Source organism: Streptomyces sp. NPDC058525, from assembly GCF_042719495.1.
Lineage (GTDB): Bacteria > Actinomycetota > Actinomycetes > Streptomycetales > Streptomycetaceae > Streptomyces.
Genome location: NZ_JBHXNP010000006.1, coordinates 110,017 through 132,170, shown reverse-complemented (window position 1 = coordinate 132,170; position 22,154 = coordinate 110,017). Strand labels below are relative to the sequence as shown.

Sequence of the window (22,154 nt, the reverse complement as noted above, 5' to 3'; positions counted from 1 at the left end):
GCAGTAGCCGGCCCCCTGCGGCGATCATCCGTCGCGTACGCCAGGTACCGTGACGTACTCGGCGAACGAACACACGGGAGACGCCGGTATGAACGCACCCCCATCACCGCCCGGTACGGAGCGCATTGACGGATCGTCCGTCCGGATCGGCGCTCTCGTTCCGCTGACTCGCCCCGGCTGGGTCGAGGCCGGCCGGCACTTGCTCGCCGGCCTCGAACTGGCCGCTCGCGAGGTCAATGACGCCGGCGGGATCGACGGACGGCCGCTGGAGCTGGTGGTCCGCGACACCGCGGCGGATCCGCAGCGGGCCGCGGCGGCCGTGGACGAACTGGCCGGCCTGGGCGTGGCCGCGCTGGCGGGGGAGTACCACAGCGTCGTCGCCCGCGCCGCCGCCGCCCGGGCCGACGCCCTCGGCCTGCCGTTCCTCTGCTCGTCAGCGGTGCTCGACGCACTCACCGAACAGCCGACGGAGTGGGTCGCGCGCCTCGCCCCGGCGCAGTCCCACGGCTGGCGGATCTACGCGGACCACCTCCTGGGCGCGGGCCACAGCCGCATCGCCGTGGCCGCCCAGCCGAGCGTCTACTGGGCCTCCGGAACCCGCATCCTGCGCGACCACCTCGCTCCCCGCGGCGGCACCCTCATCGAACTCGACGCGAGCGCGCTCACCCCGGCCGCCCTGTGCGACGAACTCGTCGGCCATCGCGCGACGGCCCTCCTCCTCCTGGTCGGCCACCCGGAGCCGGCCGTGCCGATCGTCCGGGCCGTCCGCCGCGACGAGCGCCTCGCCGACATCACGATCGGTGCTCCCGCCGGGCAGCCGGAGTTCGCCGAATGGGCGGCGCTGCTGGGCGAGGACGGCGCCGCGATCCCGTTCCTGCGCTACCTGCCCGAGCACCTCGGCCCGCTCGGCGCGCGCGTCGCGGCGGCCCTGCGCGAGCGGCTCGCCGAAGCGCCCTCGTTCGTCGCCTTCGAGGGCTACGACACGATCGCCGTCCTCGCCGAAGTACTGCGCTCCCACGGCACGGACCGGGCGCGCATCGCGGGATCCTGGCCGCAGGTCGCGGTCGAAGGCACCCGCGGGCAGATCCGCTTCTCCCGCCCGCCGGGCATCGGAGTCCGGCAGTGGGCCTGGCCGCCGGTCCAGGTCGTCGACCGGGACCCGGCCGACCCCGACCGCTTCCGGGTCCTTCACGCCGGCTGACGCGAAGCCACACCGCGGGTCCGGGGCGGGGCCTCGGCCTCGGCCCGGGCCAAGGTCCGGTGCCGGGCCGGGGCCAGCGCCAGGGCGACCAGGCTCAGGCCGAACATGACCACCCCCAGCGGGACATGGAGCGTCGGCTGGTGCGTTATGCCCAACACCACCTGAACCGAGGCGAGGACGAGGAACCCGGTCGCGTACAAGACGGGGCGGGGCGAACCGCCGCCCGGCCGCCAGGCCAGGACCGCGGCGAGCACGTACAGCATGGACGCGCCGTACATCACCCGCGATCCGACGTCATGCAGCATCGCCCCGTACGACGAGGTCAGCAGCAGTCCGGCCGTGACCGACTGGAAGAGGAGGGCCAGGGTTTGCAGGGCGAGCGCGACGTGCGGGAACGTGAGCCTGCCCGGCGCTGTGGTCGTTCGCACGGCCATGACGTGTGCCTCTCTTCTGCCTCGCGGCGGTGGATCGTTCGGGTCCTGCCCATCCGACGACGCAGGCCCGCGAAATGTCAGGCGAACACCGACCTCACAACCCGGCCCCTTGTTTCGTCGAAGGATCGAGAACGAGAACGAGACCGAGACCGAGACCGACGTCGTACGAGGAGAACCAGGCAGTGGCCACGAGCATGAACACCCCGTCCGAGCCGAGACCCGACGATCGGTCCGAGCCTGACCTGGGTGCGGTCGTCGCCGAGCGGCGGCAGCTGATCAACCTCGCCTACCGGCTGCTCGGCTCGCTCGCCGAGGCCGAGGACGCCGTCCAGGAGACCTACACCCGCTGGTACGCGATGTCACGGCAGCAGCAGGAGGCCATCGCCTCGCCCGGCGCCTGGCTGACGACCGTCGCCGGCCGCGTCTGCCTGGACGTGCTCGGCTCGGCACGGGTCCGGCGCGAGCGCTACGTCGGCGCATGGATCCCCGAACCGCTGCCCGACCGTACGGAGTGGATCAGCGGGCGGCCCGCCGCGGCCGAGAACAGACCGGCCGACCCCGCCGACCAGGTCACCCTCGACGAGTCGGTCAACATGGCCTTCCTCGTCGTACTGGAGTCGATGACACCGGCCGAACGCGTGGCGTTCATCCTCCACGACGTCTTCCGCTACCCCTTCACCGAGGTCGCCGAGATCGTCGGCCGGACGCCCGCGGCCTGCCGCCAACTGGCCTCCTCGGCCCGCCGACGCGTCGGCTCCGCCCGTACGCAGGCCGCTCCGGCAGCCCGGCACGCCGGTCTCGTACGGAACCTGAAGGAGGCCTGGGAATCCAAGGACGTCGAGGCCCTCGTCGGCATCCTCGACCCCGACGCCCTGATGACCGCCGACGGCGGCGGCATGGTCGGCACCGTCCTGCGCCCGGTCGAAGGCGGCAGGAACATCGCCCAGTACCTGATCCACATCGCCGACAAGGCCCCCGGGCTGACGCTCGTGGAACGGACGGTCAACGGCCGCCCCGGGCTCGTCGCCCAGCTCAACGGCGCCCCCGCGACCGTGGCCGCCTTCGACATCCGCGACGGCCGCATCACCCACATCTGGGCGGTCCGCAACCCGGAGAAGCTCCGGGCCTGGACCGAGGACGGCCCGCTCTGACCCACGGCCGGCCCAGCCCGGCGGACCGGGGTACGGAAGTCAGGCCAGCCAGGCTCCGTCGCGCATGATGACCCTGCCCCGCAGCTCCGCCTCGCCCCGCCAGGCGCGCACGGTCCTCGGCACCACGCGCAGGTACAGGTAGGGCCGGTCCTCCGTGCGCGGGTCCCAGCCGAACTTGCCGGTGAACGCGTCCGCCGCGTCTCCGGGCACGTCCCGGTCGCCGAAGCACTCCGCCTCGCCCTGCAGGAGCACCACATCGAAGGTGTCCGGCAGGGCCAGGCGCACCCGCGGCTCCGCGAGGACGTTCCGCGCGGTCGCCGACGCCGCGCCGGTGCACATCCACACCGCGCGGCCGTCCCACGCGAACCACAACGGCACCTGGTGCGGCCCGTGATCAGGGTGTGCTGTCGACACCCAGACGTCCCGCTCCGAGGCCAGCCGTTCCAGAGTGTCGCGCCGGCGTTCCGCCACCGGGCGACGTACGAATTCAGTGTTCTGCATGATCGCCGACCCTAACCAGCGGTCGTGGGGCCGCACAACGGCCGTCGGCCCTACTCCCCAAGACCGACCAGCCCTTCAGCCTGCGCCACGCCCCGCCCCGGCCAGTCGAGGCGCTCGGCTCGACCACGCGTCACCCGGCCCGGAAACCGCGTGGCTACCGGTTCGCGGCGCCGTACGCTCCGTCATCAGACCGGCCCCACCAGCGGCCGAACCCCTTCGGAAAGCGATTCACATGACCAGGTAGCGAGCGACGACGACCCTGTGGCGCCCCACCGGCCCCGAGGAGCTCGACCTGGTCCGCGAGCTGGACTGGCGCGCTTGGCCCCCTCGGCTGCCCGAGCAGCCGATCTTCTACCCGGTCCTCAACGAGGACTACGCGATCAGGATCGCGAGGGACTGGAACGTGAAGCACAGCGGCGTCGGCTTCGTCACCCGGTTCGAGGTCGACTCGGACTTCCTCGGCCGCTATCCCGTCCAGCAGGCCGGCGGGCGGACGATCCTCGAGCTGTGGGTTCCGGCCGAGGAGCTGGAGGACTTCAACGCGCACATCGTCGGCCGGATCGAGGTGGTCCACGAGTTCCGCTGAGGCCGGCCGGCCTCAGCGGCCCGCTGCCGGCTCCTGGTGGGGCGCGGGTCCGGCCGCGGGCGCGGGCTCGCGCCACATGGGCCAGATGGCCGGACCGCCCTCCGGGAGCGGGAGCTCACCGGTGACGCGGAAGCCCAGCTTTTCGTAGAAGGGGATGTTGGCGGCCTTGCTGGACTCCAGGTAGGCGGGCTGTCCGAGCCGGTCGCAGTCGGTCAGCTGCTGGCGCAGCAGCGCCGAGCCGACTCCCGTCCCCTGGAGCCCCGGGTCCGTTCCGACGGTCGGCAGGTACCAGTGGGGTGTGTCCGGATGGGCCTCGTGCAGGGCGTTCTGGACCTGCGCGGCCCGTTGCAGCCCGCCGACGCCGAAGACTCGGGCGTAGTGGGGGAGCGCCGCCAGCTCCCGCATCGGGGAGGTGTCCCAGCGGCCGGGCCCCGACCACAGCGCGGCCGCCAGCAGCCGCCCTTCGCCGGTCGCGGCGACCCGTACGGCTCCCGCGCGCGGCCGCTGCTGCCGCTGGGCCAGCTTGAAGTAGCGGGCGATCCGGAGCTCCCGGCCGGCGGCGCCGGGGATCATCCACGCCATGACCGGGTCGTCGGCGAAGGCGCGGGCCAGGAGCGCGGCGATCGCCCCGGACTCGGCGGGTCGGGCGCACCGGATCCCGTACCCGTCCGACGGCAGTGGCATGGGTGGACGTGTGCTCATGAGCCCACGGTAGGCAGCGGGACCGGCCCGCCCCTGCCGTCCGGCGGTGGACACGCCGTACGGGCCACCGGCCGCCGTACGGGGTACGGGCCACCCGGCCGCAGGCCGTCCGCGTCGCCGCGTTCGTTCGAACAGGTGGTTCGGTGTGCCGGGACCGTCCTGCCGCGGTACGGGTACTGCATGGCGCAGAGGCGGGACGACGCGGGTGACGGGGCGGCGCGGGAGCGGACAGGCGGGCGGGGGACCGTCTTCGCCGCGCTCGCGGGCACCCTGATCGGCGCCGTCGCCGGTCTCACCGGAAGCCTGCTCGGCTACCTCGAGGCCAAGGACACCCACCGCAGCGAGGCCGACGCACGACGGGCGGACATCCGGCGCACCGCGTACGTCGAGCTCGCGGCGAGCATCAGCAAGTACGAGCAGCAGGCCACCCAGCTGTTGAACGTCAGCCTCGACCCGGCCAGGACCGCGGAGGAAGAGCGGCGCCAGTTCGAGGACAAGTACGCACCGGCCAACACGGACCTCTCGCGGGCCATCACGACCGTGCGCCTCGTCGCGCCGAAGGACGCCAGGAGGGACCTCGAGGAACTCGAAGCCCGGTCCGCCCGCGTGGGCGAGCTCGCGTCCAACTGGTACGGCAAGGGCCCCGAGGGCGTCGACTTGCGGAAGGTGGAGGCGGAGTTCGACGAGGCGACCAAGCGCCAACTGGCCTCGTTGCAGGAGTTCATGGACAAGGCGGCAGACCAGGCGTTGTGAACGGGCACAGGTCGGCCCCCTGCATCGCGAACCGAACTGCGCACGACCCAGCCGGACTCAGAAGGGTTCGGCTGCTTCGACGAGCCGCAGGGGCAGATAAGGGGACGCGACCCGGATGTTCCAGCCGCGGCGGCGGGCGTGGCAGGCTAGGGCGAGGACGTCGAGGTCGATCGTGGCGTTCGCGTCGTCGGCGCGGTCGGCGACCTGGTGGTGGTCGCGGTGGGCTTCGAGGGCATCGGCCAGAGCCAGGTTGAAGCTCTCCTCGTCTCCCTCCACGAGCTGCGACAGCAGTACGGCCGGCGGCGGGAAGAAGCCCCACTCCCTGGCCTGCTCGACCTCCCGCAGCGCCCGCTCGGCCACCGGCCCGGGATCCCCGCCCTTCAGGTAGGCGTGGAGGGCCTCCCGGTACGCGGCGAAGGCCGAGCCGTCCTTGCCGGCGATCGCAGGGCCCGCCAGGACCAGCGGAGCGAGGTCCTCGCGTACGCCGGTGATCAGCGCGAAGGCGGTGGCGTTCTGCCAGTTGCCGGCGCCCGCGTCCTCGCCCCGCGAGGCCGGATAGCGCAGCTTGCGGCCGTCGACCGTCACCTCGGCCTCGGTGCCCGGCTCCGCCAGGGCGGTGCGGAACAGGGCCGCACCCACCTGGGAGGCCAGCCGCAGGTTCGCGAGCTGGGCGTCCGTGACATCGGCGGAGTTCCCGGCCCGCCACTTGAAGAGCAGCTCCTGGTAGCGCATGGCGCTCCCGAGCCGCCATACGGCGAGGGGTTCTCCGTCCGCCGGGGTGAACGCCTCCCGGGTGTACCGGTCGAACAGGGCCTCGCTCTCCGCAAGCACCTCCCGGTCACACGCCGGCCGTTCGACCACCAGCGGCCCCGCGGCCAGCGCGGCGACCGCGTCGGGACGCCGGTCCCGGCCGAACGCCGCGACCCGGGGCGCGCGGGTCTCGAAGCCGGTGACCAGGGCGTGCGGGAGGTAGTCGGTGTGCACGGCCGGCGCCCAGCCCAGCGTCCGGTACCCGAGAGCGGCCAGGCCGAGCGGCAGGAGCGGAAGGAGACTGCTCGGCGACGCCGTGCGGCCGTGCAGGGTGCTGTGCGCGAGCAGCAAGGCGCTCAGTCCGGAGTCGAAGCCCTCCCGGTCCTCGGCGGCCAGCGCGCGCAGCGTCCTCAGCGCCACGCTCGCCGGATGGTCGAGGAGCGCTTCGCCGGTCTCCTCGGCCCGGTCGCGGACACGGGCCAGAGCGGCGTCGAGCGCGGCGACCTTCGCCCGTGCGCTCGGCGGATACTCCTGCTCGTTCCCGGTGTCGTCGAGGACCTGGGCCATGAAGCCCGTGGCTAGCTCCCGCAGGGGGATCCCCTGCTCCGCGGCCCCGGCGAAGTGCTTGCGCGCGAAGTGGAACGCCTCGCCGTGCCACGTCGCCTTGTCCCTGAGGAGCGCGAGGCAGAACGCGTCGATCCAGTCGCCGGGGGTCACCGTCTCCGGGGGGCCGGCGTCCTCCTCGCCCGCGTCGTAGCCGATGCCGAAGTTCACATAGTCGAGGAAGACCCGGAAGTCGGCGTACGGGTAGTACGCCGCATACGAGACGGCCCCGACCGCGGCCTCGGTGGCGTCCTTGAGCACGGCCTTGGCCTCCGGGGTGTGGAGGCCGGGCGTTTCGACGGAGAGGGCGCCCAGGTAGTCGAGGAACTCGTCGGCGACCGCCTGCCATTCGTACGTCGCCATCCGCCCGGCCCTCGACATGGACCGCACTTGCCCCCCGATGCGATGCGCGAAGTCCGCCCGCGCCGCCGAAACGACTGCCTCGCCCACCTGATGACGCTCTATCCGCACTGCGCTGCTCCTCGTTGTCGCTGGTACGACCAGCCTAGGCGCGACAACTGACAGCACGGCTCGGTACGTCACCGGAGGCGGGGGCGCGCTCAACGGCTCGACCTCGACGTGCCCCTGGAGTCCTCGTGACCCGTGCGGATCTTGCCGTTCGGCTAACATCCAGCGGGGGAAGGGGGGTACGGGAGTGAGTCTTCGGCTGGCGGCGTACGCCGTGTGCATCGAGGACGGGCGGGTGCTGCTCGCCAGTCACGTCTCGCCGAAGGGCGAGGCCACCTGGACTCTTCCGGGCGGCAGGGTCGAGCAGGGCGAGGACCCGTTCGATGCGGTGATCCGGGAGGTTGCCGAGGAGACCGGCTGCGACGCGGTGGTCGAAGCGCTGCTGGGCGTGGACTCGCGGGTGATCCCCGCAGCCGAACGCACCGTCCCCGGCGGGCCGGACCACCAGAACGTCGGCATCTTCTACCGGCTCCGCATCACCGGCGGCCCCCTCCGGCCCGAGCCGGACGACGAGATCACCGAGTGCGTGTGGACCCCGATCCCCGATGTCGCCGGCTTGCGCCGCTCATCGCTGGTCGACATCGGCCTCGCCCTCGCGCAGACCCTCCCGGCGACGGGCCACGTCGCCACGGTCCCGGTCGGCGGCCTGATCCAGCACTGAGGCCACGAAGGCCGTCGAGACAACCACCCACCTGGACCGCCACGGGAGCAATGTGCCGCCTTTCGTCTACCGGATCACCGAATGCGACCCTGAAGACCGCGACCGCGACCGCGACCGGCACGGCAGCCACACCGGCGCTGAGGACACGACCAGCGACCACGGCCCGGTCGAGGCGGCCTACTTGCAGGCGATCGCCGCGTTCGCCGAGGACACGGGCGTCGACCGCCTGGCCGTACGCGAGCCGGGCGTCGGCCGCCACGCCCACTCCGGCCTGGAGCCGGCCATCGACGACGGCCACGGCCTCGCCGGGCCCTTCCCGCCGGACCTGAGCGGATTCCACGACGGTGCCGAAGTACCCCTGTCCGTCGGGCTGGAGTTGGTCCGGGTCATGCTCCGCGACGACGGTGCCCGGTGCTGCCTGGAGGCAGCGGGCGGGTTCACGGTGCGCGTCGGGTGGGACCAGTACGTCTACGTCATCAGCGAGGAGCCCTGCCTCGGCGCCCTCGCCCGCACCCGGGCGCTCGGGCTGTTCCCGGAGCGGCTGGAGCGTTCGCCCTACGACGCGAACGACGCGGACGGCGCGAACGACCCGGACGACGCGGACGCCGAGGACCAGGGCGTACAGCGGCCCGCCGACGGGGACTTCTGGGACCGTCTGCGCTGGTCCGTCGCCATGCGGGAGGCAGCGGTGTTGGAGGAGGAGTACGTCGACGGCGCCTCCCGCCGGCACCGCCTCACCGAAGACACCCTCGACGAGGTACGAGCCCGAATCACCCCCCGTGCCCGGCTGACCGTCTGGCCGGACCCGTCCACCGACGAACCTCATCCCCTGTTCACCGCGGTCCTGCCCGACAGCGACGGCGTCCTGCGCGCGCGGTGGAGGACCGAGCCGACGCAGAGCGACCGGGACTGGGCCTTTCTGAGGACCATCCGCCCGGGAGAGATCTGCACGGGCACGGTCACGGAGATCGCGGACTTCGGTGTGACCTTCGTGGACATCGGAGGCTTCACCGCGATGATCAACCTTCCCGAGCTGTCCTGGCGGCCGTTCGATCACCCCTCCGACATCGTCACCGTCGGCCAGAGGATCTCGGCCGAAATCCTCGACGTCGACATGAAGAGCGAGAGAGTGCCGCTGTCCCTCAAGGCCTTGCAACACGACCCCATGCCGGCGTTCGTGCAGCAGATCGGGCAGATCACGACCGGGGTCGTGACCAGACTCGTCCCGTTCGGCGCCTGCGTCCGCATCGAAGACAGGGCGGACGGCCTCGAGGGGTTCGTGCACCTGACGGAGCTGGCCGAAGGCGACACGCACCGGCCCGAGGACGTGACCCGGGTCGGCGCCACCCTCGCCGTGAAGATCATGGACGTCGACCCGTCGCGGCGCCGGATCGGGCTCTCCCACCTGAAGGCCCTGACACCGCGACAGCGCTGACGCCGCCTACCCGAGGGCGCCCGCCCGGTCCGTCAGCGGGTCAGCCGCAGGGCCAGGCCGTCGAGGACCACCTCAAGGCCGTACGCGAACTTCTCGTCGCGGAACGAGCCGGGATTCACTGCTTCCGCGCCCTCGGGCTCGCCCGCCGGCTGCGAGGCACGGGCGAGGTGGGCGATGAACTCGGCCTCGGTCTGCCCGGAGCGGACGACGGTGGTCAGCCACGCCGACTCGGTCGTGGCCACGCCGATGACGTACGAGTACACGACGTCGATCGCGCCGTGCGGCTCCGGGAATCCGGCGGCGGCGAACAGGGCACCCAGCCGCTCGGAGATCGCCGTCAGATTGGGTCCCATGTACGCGAGGCCCGCCTGGCCCAGTACCGCGCACATCCACGGGTGGCGCAGGGCCGTCGCGCGGAAGGTCACGGCGAGCTGGGTGACGGCCGCGCGCCAGTCCGGGCCGTCGGCCGGAGAGCGGACGATCTCCGCGAGCACCTCGTCCACCGCGAGTTCCATCAGCTCGTCCTTGAGGGCGACATGACGGTAGAGGGAGGTCGCGCCGGCGTTCAGCCGGGCGCCGAGCTTGCGCATGCTCAGCGCCTCGATGCCCTCCTCGTCGAGCATCGCGATCGCCTCGCGGACGATCACCGCACGACTGAGCGCGGGCTGACTCGGCGCCGCCTGGGGGCGGGCCCACACGGACGGGATGGACTTGGTGTTCGCCTTTGCTGCCATGATGCGGATCCCCCTGTAATGCGTACGGTGTTCGCGTCAAGGGTACAGGCTGCCCCCTCGCGCACCCTGTACGCCCACCAGCACCGTGCCCACCTCAGGCGAGGCCAACTCGGCAGCCCACGAAGATGAGTTGCCGAGCCGAGAGACCCGCAGAGCTCCTCAGAGCTCGGCCCTTGGCGCGGATGCACAGAGCGACCCGGCCCGACCCCCGTGGCGGGCCGGGTTGCTCCACGCACCCGCCGTTTCATCGCGACGGAGCGCCTGCCCGGAGGCATGCGAACACTGTACTCCAACCTGAGAACAGCGTACGCATCAGAGTGCCGCCGAGGCGTCGAGTGCGATGGTGGCCATCCCCTGGCTGTTCTCCCTGCGCGCGCCTCGCCCGGTCGGCACGCTCCAGCGATCCGCCGCCGGCGGCGCCGGTGCGCCCGTGGCGGGGCTGACGGCGCGCGAGGTGGACGTCCTGAGGCTGGTCGCGGAGGGGCTGGACACCGGGGAGATCGCTGGGAAGCTCTCCTACTCCGAACGCACCGTCAAGAACGTCATGCACGCGCTGACCACCCGCCTGTACCTGCGCAACCGGGCCCACGCCGTGGCCTACGCCCTGCGGGAGGGCTACATCTGAGAGCGAGCACAACGGACTTGTCGCGGCGGGTCGTCTGCTCGTGCAGCCCCGGGTTCCCCGAGCCGCTCTCGGCCGGGAGGAGCGGTTCGATACGAGATGCTCGCCCACCTCGCCCGGATGACAATGGGGGTAGAAGCGGAGCCTCGACTGCGAAATGAGGGAAGACAGTGGGCCTCAACACTGACCTGACCGATGCGCAGAAGCGTGCGCTCAAGGAGAACTCGGACGACCTGGAGAGGTTGCAGAATCAACTGGATGAGGTGCGCAGAACGGCCCGGTCCCGCCTGGAGGACGCGGGTCTGCCGATGGGCATAGACACGCTCAACTGCCTGGCTTGCATCGGGTGCGACGGATGGTCCGAAGGCGATGACGGCACCTGCGCCAATTGCCCGCACGGCTTCTTCTCGCACAACGTGATCTAGCGGTCACCCATGACAGCAGGGTCGCCGCAGTCACCGGAGTCACCACAGCCACCACAGCCACCGGAGCCACCCGAATCACCGGCGCAGACGGTGCAACGTCTGTTCCCGCTGCTCGCCGAGGGGAAGAGCGCGGAGGCGGCCGCGCTGTTCGCCGACTCGGTGTCGTTCTCGATCCCGCACCCGCCGGGCATTCCGTGGGTACCGGAGGTCGACTCGGCCGAGGGCATGCGGACGTTCTTCGAGCTGCTGCGGACCCATGTCCAAGCCAAGGCCTTCGACCTCCGGCAGGTCATCGCCGAGGGCGAGGACGTGGTGCTCATCGGGCGCATGGTCTCCGACGTCAAGAAGACGGGCCGGGAGATCGACACCGCGTTCGCCCTGCACACCACGGTCCGCGACGGGCGGATCACCCGCTATCACCTGTACGAGGACACCTACGCCGTCGCCAAGGCCTACTTCGATCAGAACTGAGCGCGCGGGCGTGCTCGCGTCCGACCGGGAAGTACCTTCCGCTTCCCTGCTGTTATCAGGTAGTCAGGGAACCGGTGCATGATCGCAGAAGAGACGGAACCGGATGCGCGAGCGCGAGAACAACGAAACCGCCGAGGCCAAGTCGGCTCACAGGGCGAAACGTGAGCCCGCCGGAGGAGGGCTGCCGCAGCAGCGCCTGCTGGCCATGCAGGGCGGGTTGGGGAACGCCGGCGTCGTGCAGCTCTTGCGCCGGTCCGGTCATCCCGGCGCCCAGCAGGAACACCAGCACCGTCTCGGCTGCGGTCACGAGCAGCAAGAACAGGCCACGGTGCAGCGCTCGGCGGTCCACGACGTGCTCCGCAGCGGCGGTCGCCCCCTGGACGACACCACCCGCACGGACATGGAAGCCCGGTTCGGCGCTGACTTCTCGGACGTGCGCGTCCACGACAACGCTGCCGCGCGGGCGTCCGCCGCCTCGGTGGGCGCCCGCGCCTACACCTCCGGCAGCCATGTCGTCATCGGCGACGGCGGGGCGGACCGGCACACCCTCGCGCACGAGCTGACCCACGTCATCCAGCAGCGTCGCGGCCCGGTCGCCGGTACCGACAACGGCGACGGGCTGCGCGTATCGGACCCCTCCGACCGCTTCGAACGCGAAGCGGAGGCCACCGCGAGGCGGGTGACGGCCGGACCGGCCCCCCTCCAGACCGCAGCCCCCGCTCCGGCCGAGGGGCATGCGATGCCAGCCTCCCCGTCGGAGGCGGTGCAGCGAGCGGTGACGGTCGGCGGCGCGCAGGTGGCCGACCCCGCCCGCCTGATCCAGGAGAACGACCTGGACTACCTCCTCGTACCCACGGGCCGGACCGTGCTGGAGTACCTCAAGCGCCCGAGCTTCGGCGCCGTGCTGGGGGCGAAGGACCCCGAGCAGCTCGTCATCGAGGTCGGCCGGATCGCCGCGATGATCGACTTGGTCCACTCCATCAACACCAGCGGAATCCTGGGCCGCAGGACTCTCGTCGAGCAGGGCATCGCCCACACCGGCTCGAACGACCGGGGCGATGCCACCGCCTTGGCCGTGAACGTCCTCGACACGAGAGGGACGGAGAACCCCGACCTCGCCCGGATCCAGGAGGTCGTGACGAAGTCGCTGACGGAGCCCAACAACGGCAGCTTCAGCGTCGCCATGGAACGCCCCCAGGACGACGACATGATCCTGGACGACATGCCCGGGGATCTCGACGCCATCACCCTGCCCGAGAAGGACCTCGCCAACATTCGCGAGGCGGCACAGGGCGACGAGACCCTGACCCGGGTGCTGGCGTCGGCCATGAAGCGCGAGCGGCTCTCCGACGCCCAGGGCACAACAGTGGCCCGGTACGTGTCGCTGCTTCAGGAGCGGACTCAGAACACGGCCATGGCGATCATCAACAGGCCCGGTGACGATGTCGCGGCCCTCTCGCCCGGCGTGAAGTCGTACGAGTCCGACGTGCCCTCCGACAAGATCCAGCCGGGCGACGGCGGGTTCACCTCGCTGGTGCTGCCCGCGTGGTTCGAACCGTACGGTCCGCTGCTGATGACCCAGAAGTGGCCGGACGGGGTCGCCCTGCGGTTCGCCGGAACCAAGCAGATCACCGCCCACTACCGGGCCAAGGGCAATGACTGGCCCGTCACCGTCGAGGCCCCGGACTACGGTTCCGAGATCCAGAGCCAGTTGCAGCAGTTCAAGGTGATCGCCACGCACATCCTGAAGATCTCCAGTCTGTGATGGACCCGGCCGCGGACGACCGGGCGGGTCGGTTCGCGGCCGGTCAGGGGAGCGGTTGGCGCAGCCCGGCGACGAGGAGCGCGACGAGTCGGCGCGCGTCGTAGCGGGGGTCGCTCTCGGCGCCGATGCAGAGGTTCCCGATGCCGCGCATGAGTTGGTAGGCCTCGAGGTCGGAGCGGATCTCGCCGGAGGCGGCCGCCGCGTCGAGGAGCCGGGTGCACACCGGCAGGAGGCGCTCGAGGAAATAGGCGTGCAGCGTCTCGAAGCCCGCGCTGTCCCCCTGCATCGCGGCGGCCAGGCCGTGCTTGGTGATCAGGAAGTCCACGAAGAGGTCGACCCACAGCCCGAGGGCGGCGTGCGGTGTCGGGCTGGTCGCCAGCAGGGCCGGGCCGGCCTCGGCGCAGGCGTCGACCTGGTGGCGGTAGACGGCGATGACGAGGTCCGCCCGCGTGGGGAAGTGGCGGTAGATCGTGCCCGTCCCGACGCCCGCCTCGGCCGCGATGTCGCGCACCGGCGCGTCCACGCCCGAGGTGACGAACACCGCGGCGGCGGCGTCCAGCAGGGTCTGCTGGTTGCGGCGGGCGTCCTTGCGCTTTGACCTGGCCGAGCTTCCCGCGCTCCCGCCGCTGACCCCGGCCTCGCCCCTCTCTCCCCTCTCTCCCATCTCGCCCGTCGTGTCCTTCTCGCCGGTTTCGCCCGTCTCGCCCGTCTCGCCGGTCTTGCCGTTCCCGTTCACCGCGACTTCCTTCCGTGATCTTGCAAAACGGAACAGTGTTCCGTATCGTAAGTGGAACAAGGTTCCGTTTCGTTCATGATGGCAGACCGGAGGGCGGTCGGCCAGGCCGGGCGGAAGTGCCGCACCAAGACTGCGAAGAATCGAACGGAAGGCATCGCCATGTCCGACTCGAACGCCACCATCACCAACGCACAGAAGCCCGCGGGGGGTGCGCCGGCCACGGTCGTATCCGCCAAGCCGGTCGTCCTGCCCGCCCCGGGCCGCGGCGAGGACCTCCAGGTCCGCGTCTCCGCCCCCGCGACCGGCGGCGAACTGCCCGTCATCGTCTTCTCGCACGGCTTCGGCTGGTCGATGAACGGCTACGCCCCGCTGGCGGACTTCTGGGCCGCCCACGGTTTCGTGGTCGCCCAGCCCACCCACCTCGACTCCAGGACGCTCGCCCTCCCCGCCGAGGACCCCCGTACGCCGCTCATCTGGCGCTTGCGCGTCGAGGACCTCACGCGCGTACTGGACGGACTCGACGTTCTGGAAACCGCAGTACCGGGGCTCGCCGGGCGCATCGACCGCGACCGCATCGCCGTGGCCGGCCACTCCTGGGGAGCCCAGACGGCGAGCACGCTGCTGGGCGCACGCGTCCTCGACGCCGACGGCGTACCCGGCGAGGACCTGTCCGACCCGCGCGTCAAGGCGGGTGTACTGCTCGCCCTGACCGGCCTGGGCGACGCCCTGACCCCGTTCGCCGCCGAGAACTTCCCCTTCCTCAAGCCGTCCTTCGACACGATGGCCACACCGGCCCTCATCGTGGCCGGGGACAACGACCGCTCCCACCTGTCCACTCGCGGACCAGACTGGTTCACCGACCCGTACACCTACAGCCCGGGGAGCAAGAGCCTGCTCACCCTCTTCGGGGCCGAGCACTCGCTCGGAGGGATCCCCGGCTACGAGGTCGCCGAGACGACCGACGAGAGCCCGGCGCGCGTCGCCCTGATCCAACACCTCACCTCCGCCTACCTGCGCAGCGCCCTCTACCCCGAGGACACCGGCTGGAAGGCGGCGGTCGCGGCGCTGGAGGAAGCGCCCAGCCCGCTGGGGGAACTCCAGAGCAAGTAGCGGGGAGCAGTTCGGATTTCCGCGCATGGTCGGGGGATGCGGGGGAATTCGCCTCTCTGGAGGTTGATAACCATGGTTCCCCTGCTTCTCGTTCTTCTGCTCGTCCTGATTCTCTTCGGTGCCGGTTTCGCGCTGAAGATTCTCTGGTGGGTCGCGATCGCGGTTCTGGTGCTGTGGCTGATCGGTTTCGTCGCCCGGCCGAAGGGCGGTAGCGGTCGGTGGTACCGGTGGTAGTGGAGCGGCAAGAGCAAACGCACAACCCGCCGTGACGCACGACGTACGACGCACGACGCACGACGCACGGAACAAGCGGGGAATGACGCGGGATTGGCATCCGCGCAGTCCCCGATTTACCGGAGGAGTTGTTTTCGCGTGACTGAGCATGTGTGGAGTTACAAGGCGACCTCGGGCTACCTGCAGGGCACCGACCTGACTGGCTTCAAGGTCGAGGCGACAGACGGGAGCGTCGGCAAGGTCGACAAGCACTCCGACGAGGTCGGTGACGCCTATCTGGTCGTGGACACGGGTGCGTGGATCTTCGGCAAGGAGGTCCTGATGCCGGCGAGCACCGTCGTCAGCATCGACCCGGAGGAGAGGAAGGTCTTCGTCGACCGGACCAGGGGGCAGATCAAGGACGCCCCCGAGTTCCACCGCGACAAGCACCTCGGCGACGCCGGCTACCGCGATGAGCTGGGCACCTACTACAGCACCGGTGCCCCCTTCGGCGGCCGCCCCGCCTGACCCCCTTCTCGATCCGGCTCGGGCCTCGGCACCCTCCATGGGCGCCGAGGCCCGAGCCGTCCGTGCCTCCGGTCGGGTGAGACGATGCGACCGGGATCCCGGTTCCTGAACGCCCTCAACGCCGGTGACGAAACCCCCGGCACCCCGCGCTACGCCACGTGGGGCTCACCCTGCGACCTCGTCATCAACCCGAGCAGCAGCGTTGCCCTCTCCGGTGCCCTCAACAGCACGACAGCCTGACTCGACCACAGTCAGCTGAGGACCGACCGGACCGTCTACGACGAGGTCAGGACACACGTCCGATAGAAATCCGGATCCGGAGGGGCCGGACCGGCGCATCATCGGGCCCGCCCCGGCAACAAGATCCTCATGACGCGAGAACACGGTCCCGCCGCCCGCCACCGGACCTGGCCGCTGCTGCTCCTGCCGGTCCAGGCAGCCCTGATGACGGGCTTGGGGATGCTGCTCACCGCACCGGCCGCGGACCAGGGGCTGCTGCCGTGGGAGGACCGGGCCAGTCGGTACCTCGCCGCGGAACGCACCGCACCGCTCACCGCCGTCACGCGCTGGTTCTCCGTACTGGCCGACACGCACAGCGTCATCGGCGTGACCCTGGTCTGCGTCGTGGCGCTGCTCGTGCTGCCGCGCGTCCCGTGGCGCGCCGAGGCCTTGTTCCTCGCCGCGTCGGTCGCCGTGCAGTCGGGTGTGTTCCTGCTGGTCACCGCACTCGTACGACGGCCGCGTCCCGACGTCCCACAGCTGGACGGCGCACCACCGACATCGAGCTTCCCCTCCGGGCACGTCGGCGCCTCCGTCGCCCTGTACGCGGGACTGGCCGTCATCGTGCTGCTGAGGACACGCGGCCGCGGCCGATGGCGGTACGCGGCGATGGCGGCCGCGCTGTTCGTACCGGCCGCCGTCGCGCTGTCCCGCGTGTACCGCGGCATGCACCACCCCACCGACGTGGCGGGCGGCCTGCTCAACGGCGCGGCGACGCTGCTGATCGTCGGGTCCGTCGTGCTGTCCGGCCGACGCGAAGCACCGCCACCCGCCACGGCGCGTTCGGTCCCGCCCCGGCGAACGCGAACGACCCTGCGGGACCTGCCGGTACGTTTCTCCGGGCCCGATGCCACCTTCGCGGCGCGACTGGTCCTCACCGCCGCCGTGACGGCCGTGGCATCCGTGCCCTTCGCCCTCGCCCTGGTCCTGGTGGAGTCCCGGTGGCCACCGCTGCACCGCCTCGACCGGGCCGCGGCCGAGTGGCTGCACGAAGCGGCCCTCGGCCATCCCGGCTGGGTGCGCGTCCTCGGCGTCCTCACCGACTTCGTGTGGGACCCCGTGACGCTCCGTCTGCTGGTGGCCCTGCTCGCGCTCTGGCTGCTGACCCGCCGCGCCTGGCGGCTCGCGGCCTGGGCGTCCGTGACCGCGGTGGCCGGCGCCCTGACCGGGGTGCTCGTCAAGGTGCTGGTGGAGCGCGCACGGCCCCGACTGCCCGATCCGGTCGCCCACGCGCCCGGGTACTCGTTCCCGTCCGGCCACGCGATGACGGCCGTCACCTCGTGCGCCGTCCTCCTCCTGGTCCTGCTGCCGCTCGTACCCCGCGCCTGGCGGCCGCTCGCGTGGGCGTTCGCGGTGGTCTCCGCGGTGGGCGTCGGCTACACGCGCGTCGCGCTGGGCGTGCACTGGGTGAGCGACGTGGTCGGCGGCTGGCTGCTCGGCCTCGCCGTGGTCACCGCGACGACGCTGGTCTTCGAGGCCTGGCGGGCGGACACGGGGCGGCGCCGGACGACCGTGACGCGCGAGGGCCTGGAGCCGGAGCTCTCGACGGCCGCCCCCGAACCGCCCCTGGACGTACGCGATGTACCCGATGGGCGTGACGTACGCGACGTACGGGCCTCCTCGGCCGAAGGCCGGTGATGTGCAGGGCGAGGCGGGCCGCAAGAAGGGGCAGTCGGGGGCCGCGCGTCAGCCGGCGGCCCGGCTACACCTGGCCGAGGTCCGAACTCACCCACCGCGACGGACGCATGTGGATCACGATCTGCTCGCCGTGGTTCTTCCACGCGAAGTCGACGTAGCCCTCCACCTTCTCGGCCGGCAGGTACCGCGAGGAGATCGACACCAGTTGCTCGCGCACGGCCGGTTCGGTCGACACCACCGGGCCCTCGACCGACACGTACCGGATCGTCGGCTCCACCTGGTCCACCAGCAGGCTGAACCGGCCCGCGGACGCGATCAGTTCGGCCTTGCGGGAGTCGCGGCCGGTCATGATCCAGATATCGCCGCCGGGGGAGTAGTCGTACCAGATCGGTACCGTCAGCGGCGCGCGGTCATCGCCCGCGCTCACGGCGAGGGCTGCGATGTGGGGTTCGGCGAGGAACTGCTCACGCTCGGTCCGGGACAGTGCCATGGCATCCTCCTTGAGGGCGGAAAGCATTCGTTTCGGCAACACCGTCCCGCCCATGACCATTCCCGGAGCGTCACCCGCCGCGCCCCGCGCGTTTCAGGGGTGGCGTCCGGGTCCGGACGGCGGTCCGGCGAAGGGGGTGGGGGACAGGTCCGCAGGCTCCTCTCCGGGCTCCAGGAGGGTGGCGGCGCTGCCCACGATCAGGGGATCGGGTTTCCCGACCGCGCCCTCGTCCTTGCGGTCGTACGGGGTCTGCCAGAGCAGGCTGCGCATGGCTTCCAGCCGACCGCGCCTCTTGTCGTTGCTCTTCACCACCGTCCACGGGGCGTGCGCGGTGTCGGTCGCCCGGAACATGGCGACCTTCGCGCGGGTGTAGGCGTCCCAGAGGTCCACGGACGCCAGGTCGGTCGGCGAGAGCTTCCACTGGCGCACGGGGTCGACCTGCCGGATCGCGAAGCGCGTGCGCTGCTCGGAACGCGAGACGGAGAACCAGAACTTGATCAGGAGGATGCCGTCCTCGACGAGCATCGCCTCGAAGGCCGGGCACTGGCGGAGGAAGAGCTTGTATTCGCCATCGGAGCAGAAGCCCATCACCTTCTCGACGCCGGCCCGGTTGTACCAGGACCGGTCGAAGAAGACGATCTCACCGGCGGACGGGAGATGGGCGATGTAGCGCTGGAAGTACCACTGGCCCGCCTCGCGGTCGCTGGGCTTGTCCAGGGCCACGATGCGCGCGCCGCGGGGGTTGAGCCGCTCCGTGAACCGCTGGATCGTGCCGCCCTTGCCCGCGGCGTCCCGGCCCTCGCAGATCACCACGACGCGGGCACCGGTCGTGCGCACCCAGCTCTGCATCTTCAGCAGCTCGATCTGCAGGATGCGCTTGGCCCGCTCGTACTCCCCCCGCCGGATCTTGCGGTCGTAAGGGTAGTTCTCGCGCCAGGTGCGGATCGGAGCGCCGTCCGCGTCGAGCAGGACGGGCTGCTCCGGACGGCTCACGTCCACGCTCAGCCCTGCGAGCAGGTCCTCGGCATCGCTCTTCGGCCGGTTTTCTTCCATTTTTGATACATACCCCTCACCCACCCGAAGCACCACCGGCCGAGGCGACCCGTCGACCCGTCGACCCGGCGGAACGTGCCGGGATGGTCGCACGGCGTCGTCGCGCGCGTGGCCGCCGGCCTGGTCAGGGCTGGTTCGCCGCCAGGGTGTCCTTGGCCACGAGACGGCCGTCGGCCCAGCAGAGGCGGTAGAGGTCGACTTCATCGAACAGGTCGCGGCCGGAGCGGTAGAACGCGCAGGTGCTGCCCGGCGGCCGGGGTGCGGAGACGGCGTGGTCGGACGGATACGGAAAGGCGCGGACCGGGAGCAGCCCCGCGAGTTCGGTACGGGACCGCCCCGGCTCCAGGGCGTCGTACCGGGACGGTGGCAGCACGCCCGTCGTCAGCTGCCAGGCCAGGTAGACGGCGGCCGGGACGAAGAACGCCGCTGCGGCGACGGGTGCCGCGTAGGCGGCGAAGGAGCGCCGGCGCGCGGCACGCCGCACCTCCGCGAGCCGCCCGGAAGACTCGGGGGCGTTCCCGAGCCCCGTACCGCTGCCGCTGCCGCTGCCGCTGCCGCTGCCGAAGCCGGGGCCGGGGCCGAAGCCGGGGCCGGGGCCGAAGCCGGGGCCGGAGCCGGGGCTCGCTGCTCGCGCCGTGGCGCGGGCCGGGGCCTGGTGGGGGAGGACGGCGGTGACACGGAAGCCGCCCTGGTGCGGTCCGGTGCGCAGGGTCCCGCCGAGCACCGCCACCCGCTCGCGCAGCCCTGTCAGCCCCCGCCCCCCGGCGTCGGCCGCCCCGCGTCCGGCCGCCTCGTGTCCGGCCGCCTTGTGTCCGGCCGCCCCGCGTCCGGCAGTCCCGGGCCGCCCGCTGCCGCGCGGGGCGGCGGTGTTCACGACGCTCACGCGGGTGCGGTCGGCCTCGTGGTCGATCCCCACCCTGACCTTGCCGCCCGGGGCGTGCTTCACGGCGTTTGTGAGGGCCTCCTGCACCACCCGGTACATCCCGCGCTCCACCAGCGGCGGCAGCACGGGCACGGCCCCACGCCGCTCCCAGCGCACCGGCACCCCGGAGGCCACCGCCTGGGCGAGGAGGTCCTCGACCGTGTCCCGCACGGGCAGCCCGCCGTGGCCCGCCCCCGCATCCGTCCCCGCACCGCGCGGTTCGTGCAGCACGGCGACGGTCTCGCGGAGTTGCTCGACGGCGTCCGCGATCGTCCCGCGCAGCTCGGCGAGGTCGGCGCGGTCGCGGTCGGTGAGGTCGGGGGAGAGCTCCAGGGCGCCGGCGCGCAGCGCGACCAGGCTCAGGACATGCCCGAGCGAGTCGTGCATATCGGCCGCGATGTCCGCGCGTTCGGTCAGCCGGGCCCGCTCCGCGACGAGGTGCTGCCGCTCCTCCAGGCTCCGGGCCAGCCGCCATCCCTCCCGTACGAGTTCCCGCCGGCCGCGCCAGTGCCGTCCCGCCAGCCACGGCAGCAGGAGGGCGGTGGGCACCGCGGCAAGGGTGTAGAACCACCACACGGCAGGCACCCGCAGTACGGCGCAGGCCGCGATGTCGACCGCGAAGCACACGGCGAGCACCACCAGCGGGCCCCCGGCACGGGCGACCCGGACACCGAGCAGACAGCTCAGCACGGCCAGCGACAGGACATGGGCGTTGGCGGGGGTCGCGGTGTCGGCCAGGCCCAGCGCACACAGCCCGTTGACCAGCAGCACCGCGGCCCCCGGCCGGGTTCGGGACAGCGGCACGGCCACCGCCAGCACGGCCAGCGGGAGCAGCAGGTCCGTGACCGGCGAGGCCCCGCCCGCGTCCCGGAACCCGTACCAGGTGGCGGCGGCGAGCACGGCCCACAGCGCCCCGTCGCCGAGGAGCGATCCGGCCTGGGGGATGCGCGGGTGCCGCATGGTGCGTTGCTGCCCTTCCGATCGATGCCGTGACGTGCTCAGGTCGCCTCTGCCGACCCCGCTCACTCCGTCGATTGTCCGCGACGGCGCCCGGCGCCCGGCGCCCGGCGCCCGGCTCGCGGCCGACGCGGCGTCAGGCGTCCCTGCGGCGCAGCACGTACAGGCCCGCCAGGTGCGCCGCCGCGGTCCACGCGGCCACGATGAGAACGCCCGTCGCCGTGGAGTACGGAGCACCGCCGCCGACGCGCATGAAGTGACCGCCCGCCCCGTACGGCAGAAGGTCGTTGACGGCCGCGAGGGTCTCGCCGCCGAGCCCCAGCAGTACGCTCGGCAGCGCCCACAGCAACCCGGCCAGGATCGACAGCGCGCCGGCCGGATGCCGGGTGGCGAAGGCCACGCCGACGGTGAGCACGGCTACAAACGCCTGGTAGGCCCCGACGGCGAGGACCTGGCCGAGCGTCGTGCCCGCGTCGAACGAGGCCCTCCCGTCGAACGCCGCCCAGGCGACGGCCGTGCCCGCGACGGCGAACAGGGCACCGCCGAGGAACGCGACCGCGGCCGCCACCAGTGCCTTCGCCGCCTGGACCCGGTGCCGCCGCGGCACCCACAGCAGCGAGGCCCGTACGGTCCCCGTCGCGTACTCGGAGGTCACCGCGACCGTGGCCAGGACGACGAAGGCGAACTGCGTGACCACGGCGGAGGAGGCCGCCGCGTTCCCGACGGCCTCGACCGGGTGCCCGTTGATGCGGGCGATCGAGGCGTAGTAGTAGGTGAACACACCGGTGATCACCAACCCCGCCAGGAGGCTGAGCCAGGAGGCCCGGACGGACCACAGCTTCGTCCACTCCGACGCGACCGCCCCCGCGAGAGCGCCGGGCGAGCGCCGTCCCGGAGCGTCGTGCACGAGCCCCGGCGCCACCGCCCGCCCCTCATCCGTCGTCACCGTCACTGTCACCACACTGT

The 22,154-nt window shown here is 72.0% G+C and carries 25 protein-coding genes and 2 pseudogenes; 16 read left to right on the top strand and 11 right to left on the bottom strand.

The genetic code is table 11. The features are described 5' to 3' along the window. Positions 1-88: 88 nt before the first annotated feature. Positions 89-1,201 carry an ABC transporter substrate-binding protein gene (locus ACFWP3_RS05390; protein ID WP_384216402.1) on the top strand — a complete coding sequence of 371 codons (1,113 nt, stop codon included), beginning with the start codon at positions 89-91 and terminating at the stop codon, positions 1,199-1,201. On the opposite strand, the gene ACFWP3_RS05385 is transcribed toward ACFWP3_RS05390, so the two are convergent. Next, complete coding sequence (locus ACFWP3_RS05385; protein WP_384216400.1) at positions 1,189-1,635, bottom strand: hypothetical protein; 447 nt, start codon at positions 1,633-1,635, stop codon at positions 1,189-1,191. The genes ACFWP3_RS05390 and ACFWP3_RS05385 overlap by 13 nt on opposite strands. A gap of 194 nt (positions 1,636-1,829) precedes the next feature. On the opposite strand from ACFWP3_RS05385, the gene sigJ reads away from it, so the two are divergent. After that, complete coding sequence (sigJ, locus tag ACFWP3_RS05380) at positions 1,830-2,786, top strand: RNA polymerase sigma factor SigJ (protein ID WP_384216472.1); 957 nt, start codon at positions 1,830-1,832, stop codon at positions 2,784-2,786. A gap of 39 nt (positions 2,787-2,825) precedes the next feature. Here sigJ and ACFWP3_RS05375 read toward each other — a convergent pair whose 3' ends face one another. Next, complete coding sequence (locus tag ACFWP3_RS05375) at positions 2,826-3,287, bottom strand: pyridoxamine 5'-phosphate oxidase family protein (RefSeq protein WP_384216398.1); 462 nt, start codon at positions 3,285-3,287, stop codon at positions 2,826-2,828. Between the two features lie 259 nt (positions 3,288-3,546). Between ACFWP3_RS05375 and ACFWP3_RS05370 the strand changes: the two genes are divergently transcribed. Further along, complete coding sequence (locus ACFWP3_RS05370; RefSeq protein ID WP_384216470.1) at positions 3,547-3,873, top strand: hypothetical protein; 327 nt, start codon at positions 3,547-3,549, stop codon at positions 3,871-3,873. Positions 3,874-3,885: 12 nt separating this feature from the next. On the opposite strand, the gene ACFWP3_RS05365 is transcribed toward ACFWP3_RS05370, so the two are convergent. Beyond that, the gene (locus tag ACFWP3_RS05365; RefSeq protein WP_384216396.1) at positions 3,886-4,575 is read right to left on the bottom strand and encodes a GNAT family N-acetyltransferase; all 690 of its coding nucleotides are present in this window, start codon (positions 4,573-4,575) and stop codon (positions 3,886-3,888) included. Between the two features lie 180 nt (positions 4,576-4,755). Here ACFWP3_RS05365 and ACFWP3_RS05360 point away from each other — a divergent pair, with 180 nt between their 5' ends. Next, a complete protein-coding gene (locus tag ACFWP3_RS05360) occupies positions 4,756-5,328 on the top strand; it encodes a hypothetical protein (RefSeq protein ID WP_384216394.1) in 573 nt (190 codons plus the stop codon). 57 nt (positions 5,329-5,385) lie between these two features. Here the strand turns inward: ACFWP3_RS05360 and ACFWP3_RS05355 are convergent, their stop codons facing one another. Further along, positions 5,386-7,044, bottom strand: coding sequence for an Imm49 family immunity protein (locus ACFWP3_RS05355; protein ID WP_384216392.1), 1,659 nt, complete (start codon positions 7,042-7,044; stop codon positions 5,386-5,388). Between the two features lie 292 nt (positions 7,045-7,336). Between ACFWP3_RS05355 and ACFWP3_RS05350 the strand changes: the two genes are divergently transcribed. Both ACFWP3_RS05350 and ACFWP3_RS05345 read left to right on the top strand, forming a co-directional pair. Next, on the top strand, positions 7,337-7,810 hold the full coding sequence (locus ACFWP3_RS05350) for an NUDIX hydrolase (protein ID WP_384216389.1): 474 nt from the start codon (positions 7,337-7,339) through the stop codon (positions 7,808-7,810). A 52-nt stretch (positions 7,811-7,862) separates the two neighbouring features. Next, positions 7,863-9,245 carry a S1 RNA-binding domain-containing protein gene (locus ACFWP3_RS05345; protein ID WP_384216387.1) on the top strand — a complete coding sequence of 461 codons (1,383 nt, stop codon included), beginning with the start codon at positions 7,863-7,865 and terminating at the stop codon, positions 9,243-9,245. Between the two features lie 32 nt (positions 9,246-9,277). Here ACFWP3_RS05345 and ACFWP3_RS05340 read toward each other — a convergent pair whose 3' ends face one another. Continuing rightward, the gene (locus ACFWP3_RS05340) at positions 9,278-9,979 is read right to left on the bottom strand and encodes a TetR/AcrR family transcriptional regulator C-terminal domain-containing protein (RefSeq protein ID WP_384216385.1); all 702 of its coding nucleotides are present in this window, start codon (positions 9,977-9,979) and stop codon (positions 9,278-9,280) included. 385 nt (positions 9,980-10,364) lie between these two features. Here ACFWP3_RS05340 and ACFWP3_RS05335 point away from each other — a divergent pair. The 3 genes and pseudogenes from ACFWP3_RS05335 to ACFWP3_RS05325 form a co-directional block, all read left to right on the top strand. Continuing rightward, positions 10,365-10,604 (top strand): annotated as a pseudogene (locus tag ACFWP3_RS05335) (response regulator transcription factor); the annotation flags it as partial. A gap of 167 nt (positions 10,605-10,771) precedes the next feature. Next, on the top strand, positions 10,772-11,026 hold the full coding sequence (locus tag ACFWP3_RS05330) for a hypothetical protein (RefSeq protein WP_384216383.1): 255 nt from the start codon (positions 10,772-10,774) through the stop codon (positions 11,024-11,026). Positions 11,027-11,116: 90 nt separating this feature from the next. After that, positions 11,117-11,497, top strand: coding sequence for a nuclear transport factor 2 family protein (locus ACFWP3_RS05325; protein ID WP_384216381.1), 381 nt, complete (start codon positions 11,117-11,119; stop codon positions 11,495-11,497). Positions 11,498-11,552: 55 nt separating this feature from the next. Here ACFWP3_RS05325 and ACFWP3_RS05320 read toward each other — a convergent pair whose 3' ends face one another. Beyond that, a complete protein-coding gene (locus tag ACFWP3_RS05320) occupies positions 11,553-11,846 on the bottom strand; it encodes a hypothetical protein (RefSeq protein WP_384216379.1) in 294 nt (97 codons plus the stop codon). Here ACFWP3_RS05320 and ACFWP3_RS05315 point away from each other — a divergent pair. Further along, on the top strand, positions 11,826-13,262 hold the full coding sequence (locus ACFWP3_RS05315; protein ID WP_384216377.1) for a DUF4157 domain-containing protein: 1,437 nt from the start codon (positions 11,826-11,828) through the stop codon (positions 13,260-13,262). The two genes, ACFWP3_RS05320 and ACFWP3_RS05315, sit on opposite strands and share 21 nt — an antisense overlap. A 43-nt stretch (positions 13,263-13,305) precedes the next feature. Here the strand turns inward: ACFWP3_RS05315 and ACFWP3_RS05310 are convergent, their stop codons facing one another. Beyond that, on the bottom strand, positions 13,306-13,926 hold the full coding sequence (locus tag ACFWP3_RS05310) for a TetR/AcrR family transcriptional regulator (RefSeq protein WP_384216468.1): 621 nt from the start codon (positions 13,924-13,926) through the stop codon (positions 13,306-13,308). Positions 13,927-14,157: 231 nt separating this feature from the next. On the opposite strand from ACFWP3_RS05310, the gene ACFWP3_RS05305 reads away from it, so the two are divergent. The 6 genes and pseudogenes from ACFWP3_RS05305 to ACFWP3_RS05280 all read left to right on the top strand — a co-directional run bounded on the left by ACFWP3_RS05305 (position 14,158) and on the right by ACFWP3_RS05280 (position 17,766). After that, positions 14,158-15,108: an alpha/beta hydrolase family protein gene (locus ACFWP3_RS05305; protein ID WP_384216375.1), complete on the top strand. Its 951-nt coding sequence runs from the start codon at positions 14,158-14,160 to the stop codon at positions 15,106-15,108. Positions 15,109-15,180: 72 nt separating this feature from the next. Beyond that, a complete protein-coding gene (locus ACFWP3_RS05300) occupies positions 15,181-15,342 on the top strand; it encodes a hydrophobic protein (RefSeq protein ID WP_283450316.1) in 162 nt (53 codons plus the stop codon). A 138-nt stretch (positions 15,343-15,480) separates the two neighbouring features. Then, positions 15,481-15,849, top strand: coding sequence for a PRC-barrel domain containing protein (locus ACFWP3_RS05295; RefSeq protein WP_384216373.1), 369 nt, complete (start codon positions 15,481-15,483; stop codon positions 15,847-15,849). Positions 15,850-15,933: 84 nt separating this feature from the next. Continuing rightward, entirely contained in the window at positions 15,934-16,089 is a 156-nt protein-coding gene (locus ACFWP3_RS05290; protein ID WP_384216371.1) for a hypothetical protein, read from the top strand. A gap of 129 nt (positions 16,090-16,218) precedes the next feature. Beyond that, positions 16,219-16,845 (top strand): annotated as a pseudogene (locus tag ACFWP3_RS05285) (phosphatase PAP2 family protein); the annotation flags it as partial. Between the two features lie 96 nt (positions 16,846-16,941). Then, a complete protein-coding gene (locus ACFWP3_RS05280) occupies positions 16,942-17,766 on the top strand; it encodes a phosphatase PAP2 family protein (RefSeq protein ID WP_384216466.1) in 825 nt (274 codons plus the stop codon). Between the two features lie 64 nt (positions 17,767-17,830). On the opposite strand, the gene ACFWP3_RS05275 is transcribed toward ACFWP3_RS05280, so the two are convergent. From ACFWP3_RS05275 to ACFWP3_RS05260, 4 genes are all read right to left on the bottom strand, one after another. Next, positions 17,831-18,256, bottom strand: coding sequence for a pyridoxamine 5'-phosphate oxidase family protein (locus ACFWP3_RS05275; RefSeq protein WP_384216369.1), 426 nt, complete (start codon positions 18,254-18,256; stop codon positions 17,831-17,833). A gap of 93 nt (positions 18,257-18,349) precedes the next feature. Continuing rightward, positions 18,350-19,309, bottom strand: coding sequence for a polyphosphate kinase 2 (gene ppk2 / locus ACFWP3_RS05270; RefSeq protein WP_384216367.1), 960 nt, complete (start codon positions 19,307-19,309; stop codon positions 18,350-18,352). A gap of 124 nt (positions 19,310-19,433) precedes the next feature. Next, complete coding sequence (locus ACFWP3_RS05265) at positions 19,434-21,191, bottom strand: sensor histidine kinase (RefSeq protein WP_384216365.1); 1,758 nt, start codon at positions 21,189-21,191, stop codon at positions 19,434-19,436. A gap of 133 nt (positions 21,192-21,324) precedes the next feature. Continuing rightward, complete coding sequence (locus ACFWP3_RS05260) at positions 21,325-22,134, bottom strand: ABC transporter permease (RefSeq protein ID WP_384216363.1); 810 nt, start codon at positions 22,132-22,134, stop codon at positions 21,325-21,327. Positions 22,135-22,154 lie beyond the last annotated feature (20 nt).

What these genes read in the sequence shown, in the direction of transcription:
- ACFWP3_RS05305 (WP_384216375.1), top strand. Translation starts at nt 14,158, where the DNA reads ATGTCCGACTCGAACGCCACCATCACCAACGCACAGAAGCCCGCGGGG.
- ACFWP3_RS05365 (WP_384216396.1), bottom strand. Translation starts at nt 4,575, where the DNA reads ATGAGCACACGTCCACCCATGCCACTGCCGTCGGACGGGTACGGGATC.
- ACFWP3_RS05390 (WP_384216402.1), top strand. Translation starts at nt 89, where the DNA reads ATGAACGCACCCCCATCACCGCCCGGTACGGAGCGCATTGACGGATCG.
- ACFWP3_RS05360 (WP_384216394.1), top strand. Translation starts at nt 4,756, where the DNA reads ATGGCGCAGAGGCGGGACGACGCGGGTGACGGGGCGGCGCGGGAGCGG.
- ppk2 (WP_384216367.1), bottom strand. Translation starts at nt 19,309, where the DNA reads ATGGAAGAAAACCGGCCGAAGAGCGATGCCGAGGACCTGCTCGCAGGG.
- ACFWP3_RS05290 (WP_384216371.1), top strand. Translation starts at nt 15,934, where the DNA reads ATGCGACCGGGATCCCGGTTCCTGAACGCCCTCAACGCCGGTGACGAA.
- ACFWP3_RS05375 (WP_384216398.1), bottom strand. Translation starts at nt 3,287, where the DNA reads ATGCAGAACACTGAATTCGTACGTCGCCCGGTGGCGGAACGCCGGCGC.
- ACFWP3_RS05300 (WP_283450316.1), top strand. Translation starts at nt 15,181, where the DNA reads ATGGTTCCCCTGCTTCTCGTTCTTCTGCTCGTCCTGATTCTCTTCGGT.
- ACFWP3_RS05310 (WP_384216468.1), bottom strand. Translation starts at nt 13,926, where the DNA reads ATGGGAGAGAGGGGAGAGAGGGGCGAGGCCGGGGTCAGCGGCGGGAGC.
- sigJ (WP_384216472.1), top strand. Translation starts at nt 1,830, where the DNA reads ATGAACACCCCGTCCGAGCCGAGACCCGACGATCGGTCCGAGCCTGAC.
- ACFWP3_RS05340 (WP_384216385.1), bottom strand. Translation starts at nt 9,979, where the DNA reads ATGGCAGCAAAGGCGAACACCAAGTCCATCCCGTCCGTGTGGGCCCGC.
- ACFWP3_RS05385 (WP_384216400.1), bottom strand. Translation starts at nt 1,635, where the DNA reads ATGGCCGTGCGAACGACCACAGCGCCGGGCAGGCTCACGTTCCCGCAC.
- ACFWP3_RS05275 (WP_384216369.1), bottom strand. Translation starts at nt 18,256, where the DNA reads ATGGCACTGTCCCGGACCGAGCGTGAGCAGTTCCTCGCCGAACCCCAC.
- ACFWP3_RS05265 (WP_384216365.1), bottom strand. Translation starts at nt 21,191, where the DNA reads ATGCGGCACCCGCGCATCCCCCAGGCCGGATCGCTCCTCGGCGACGGG.
- ACFWP3_RS05355 (WP_384216392.1), bottom strand. Translation starts at nt 7,044, where the DNA reads ATGGCGACGTACGAATGGCAGGCGGTCGCCGACGAGTTCCTCGACTAC.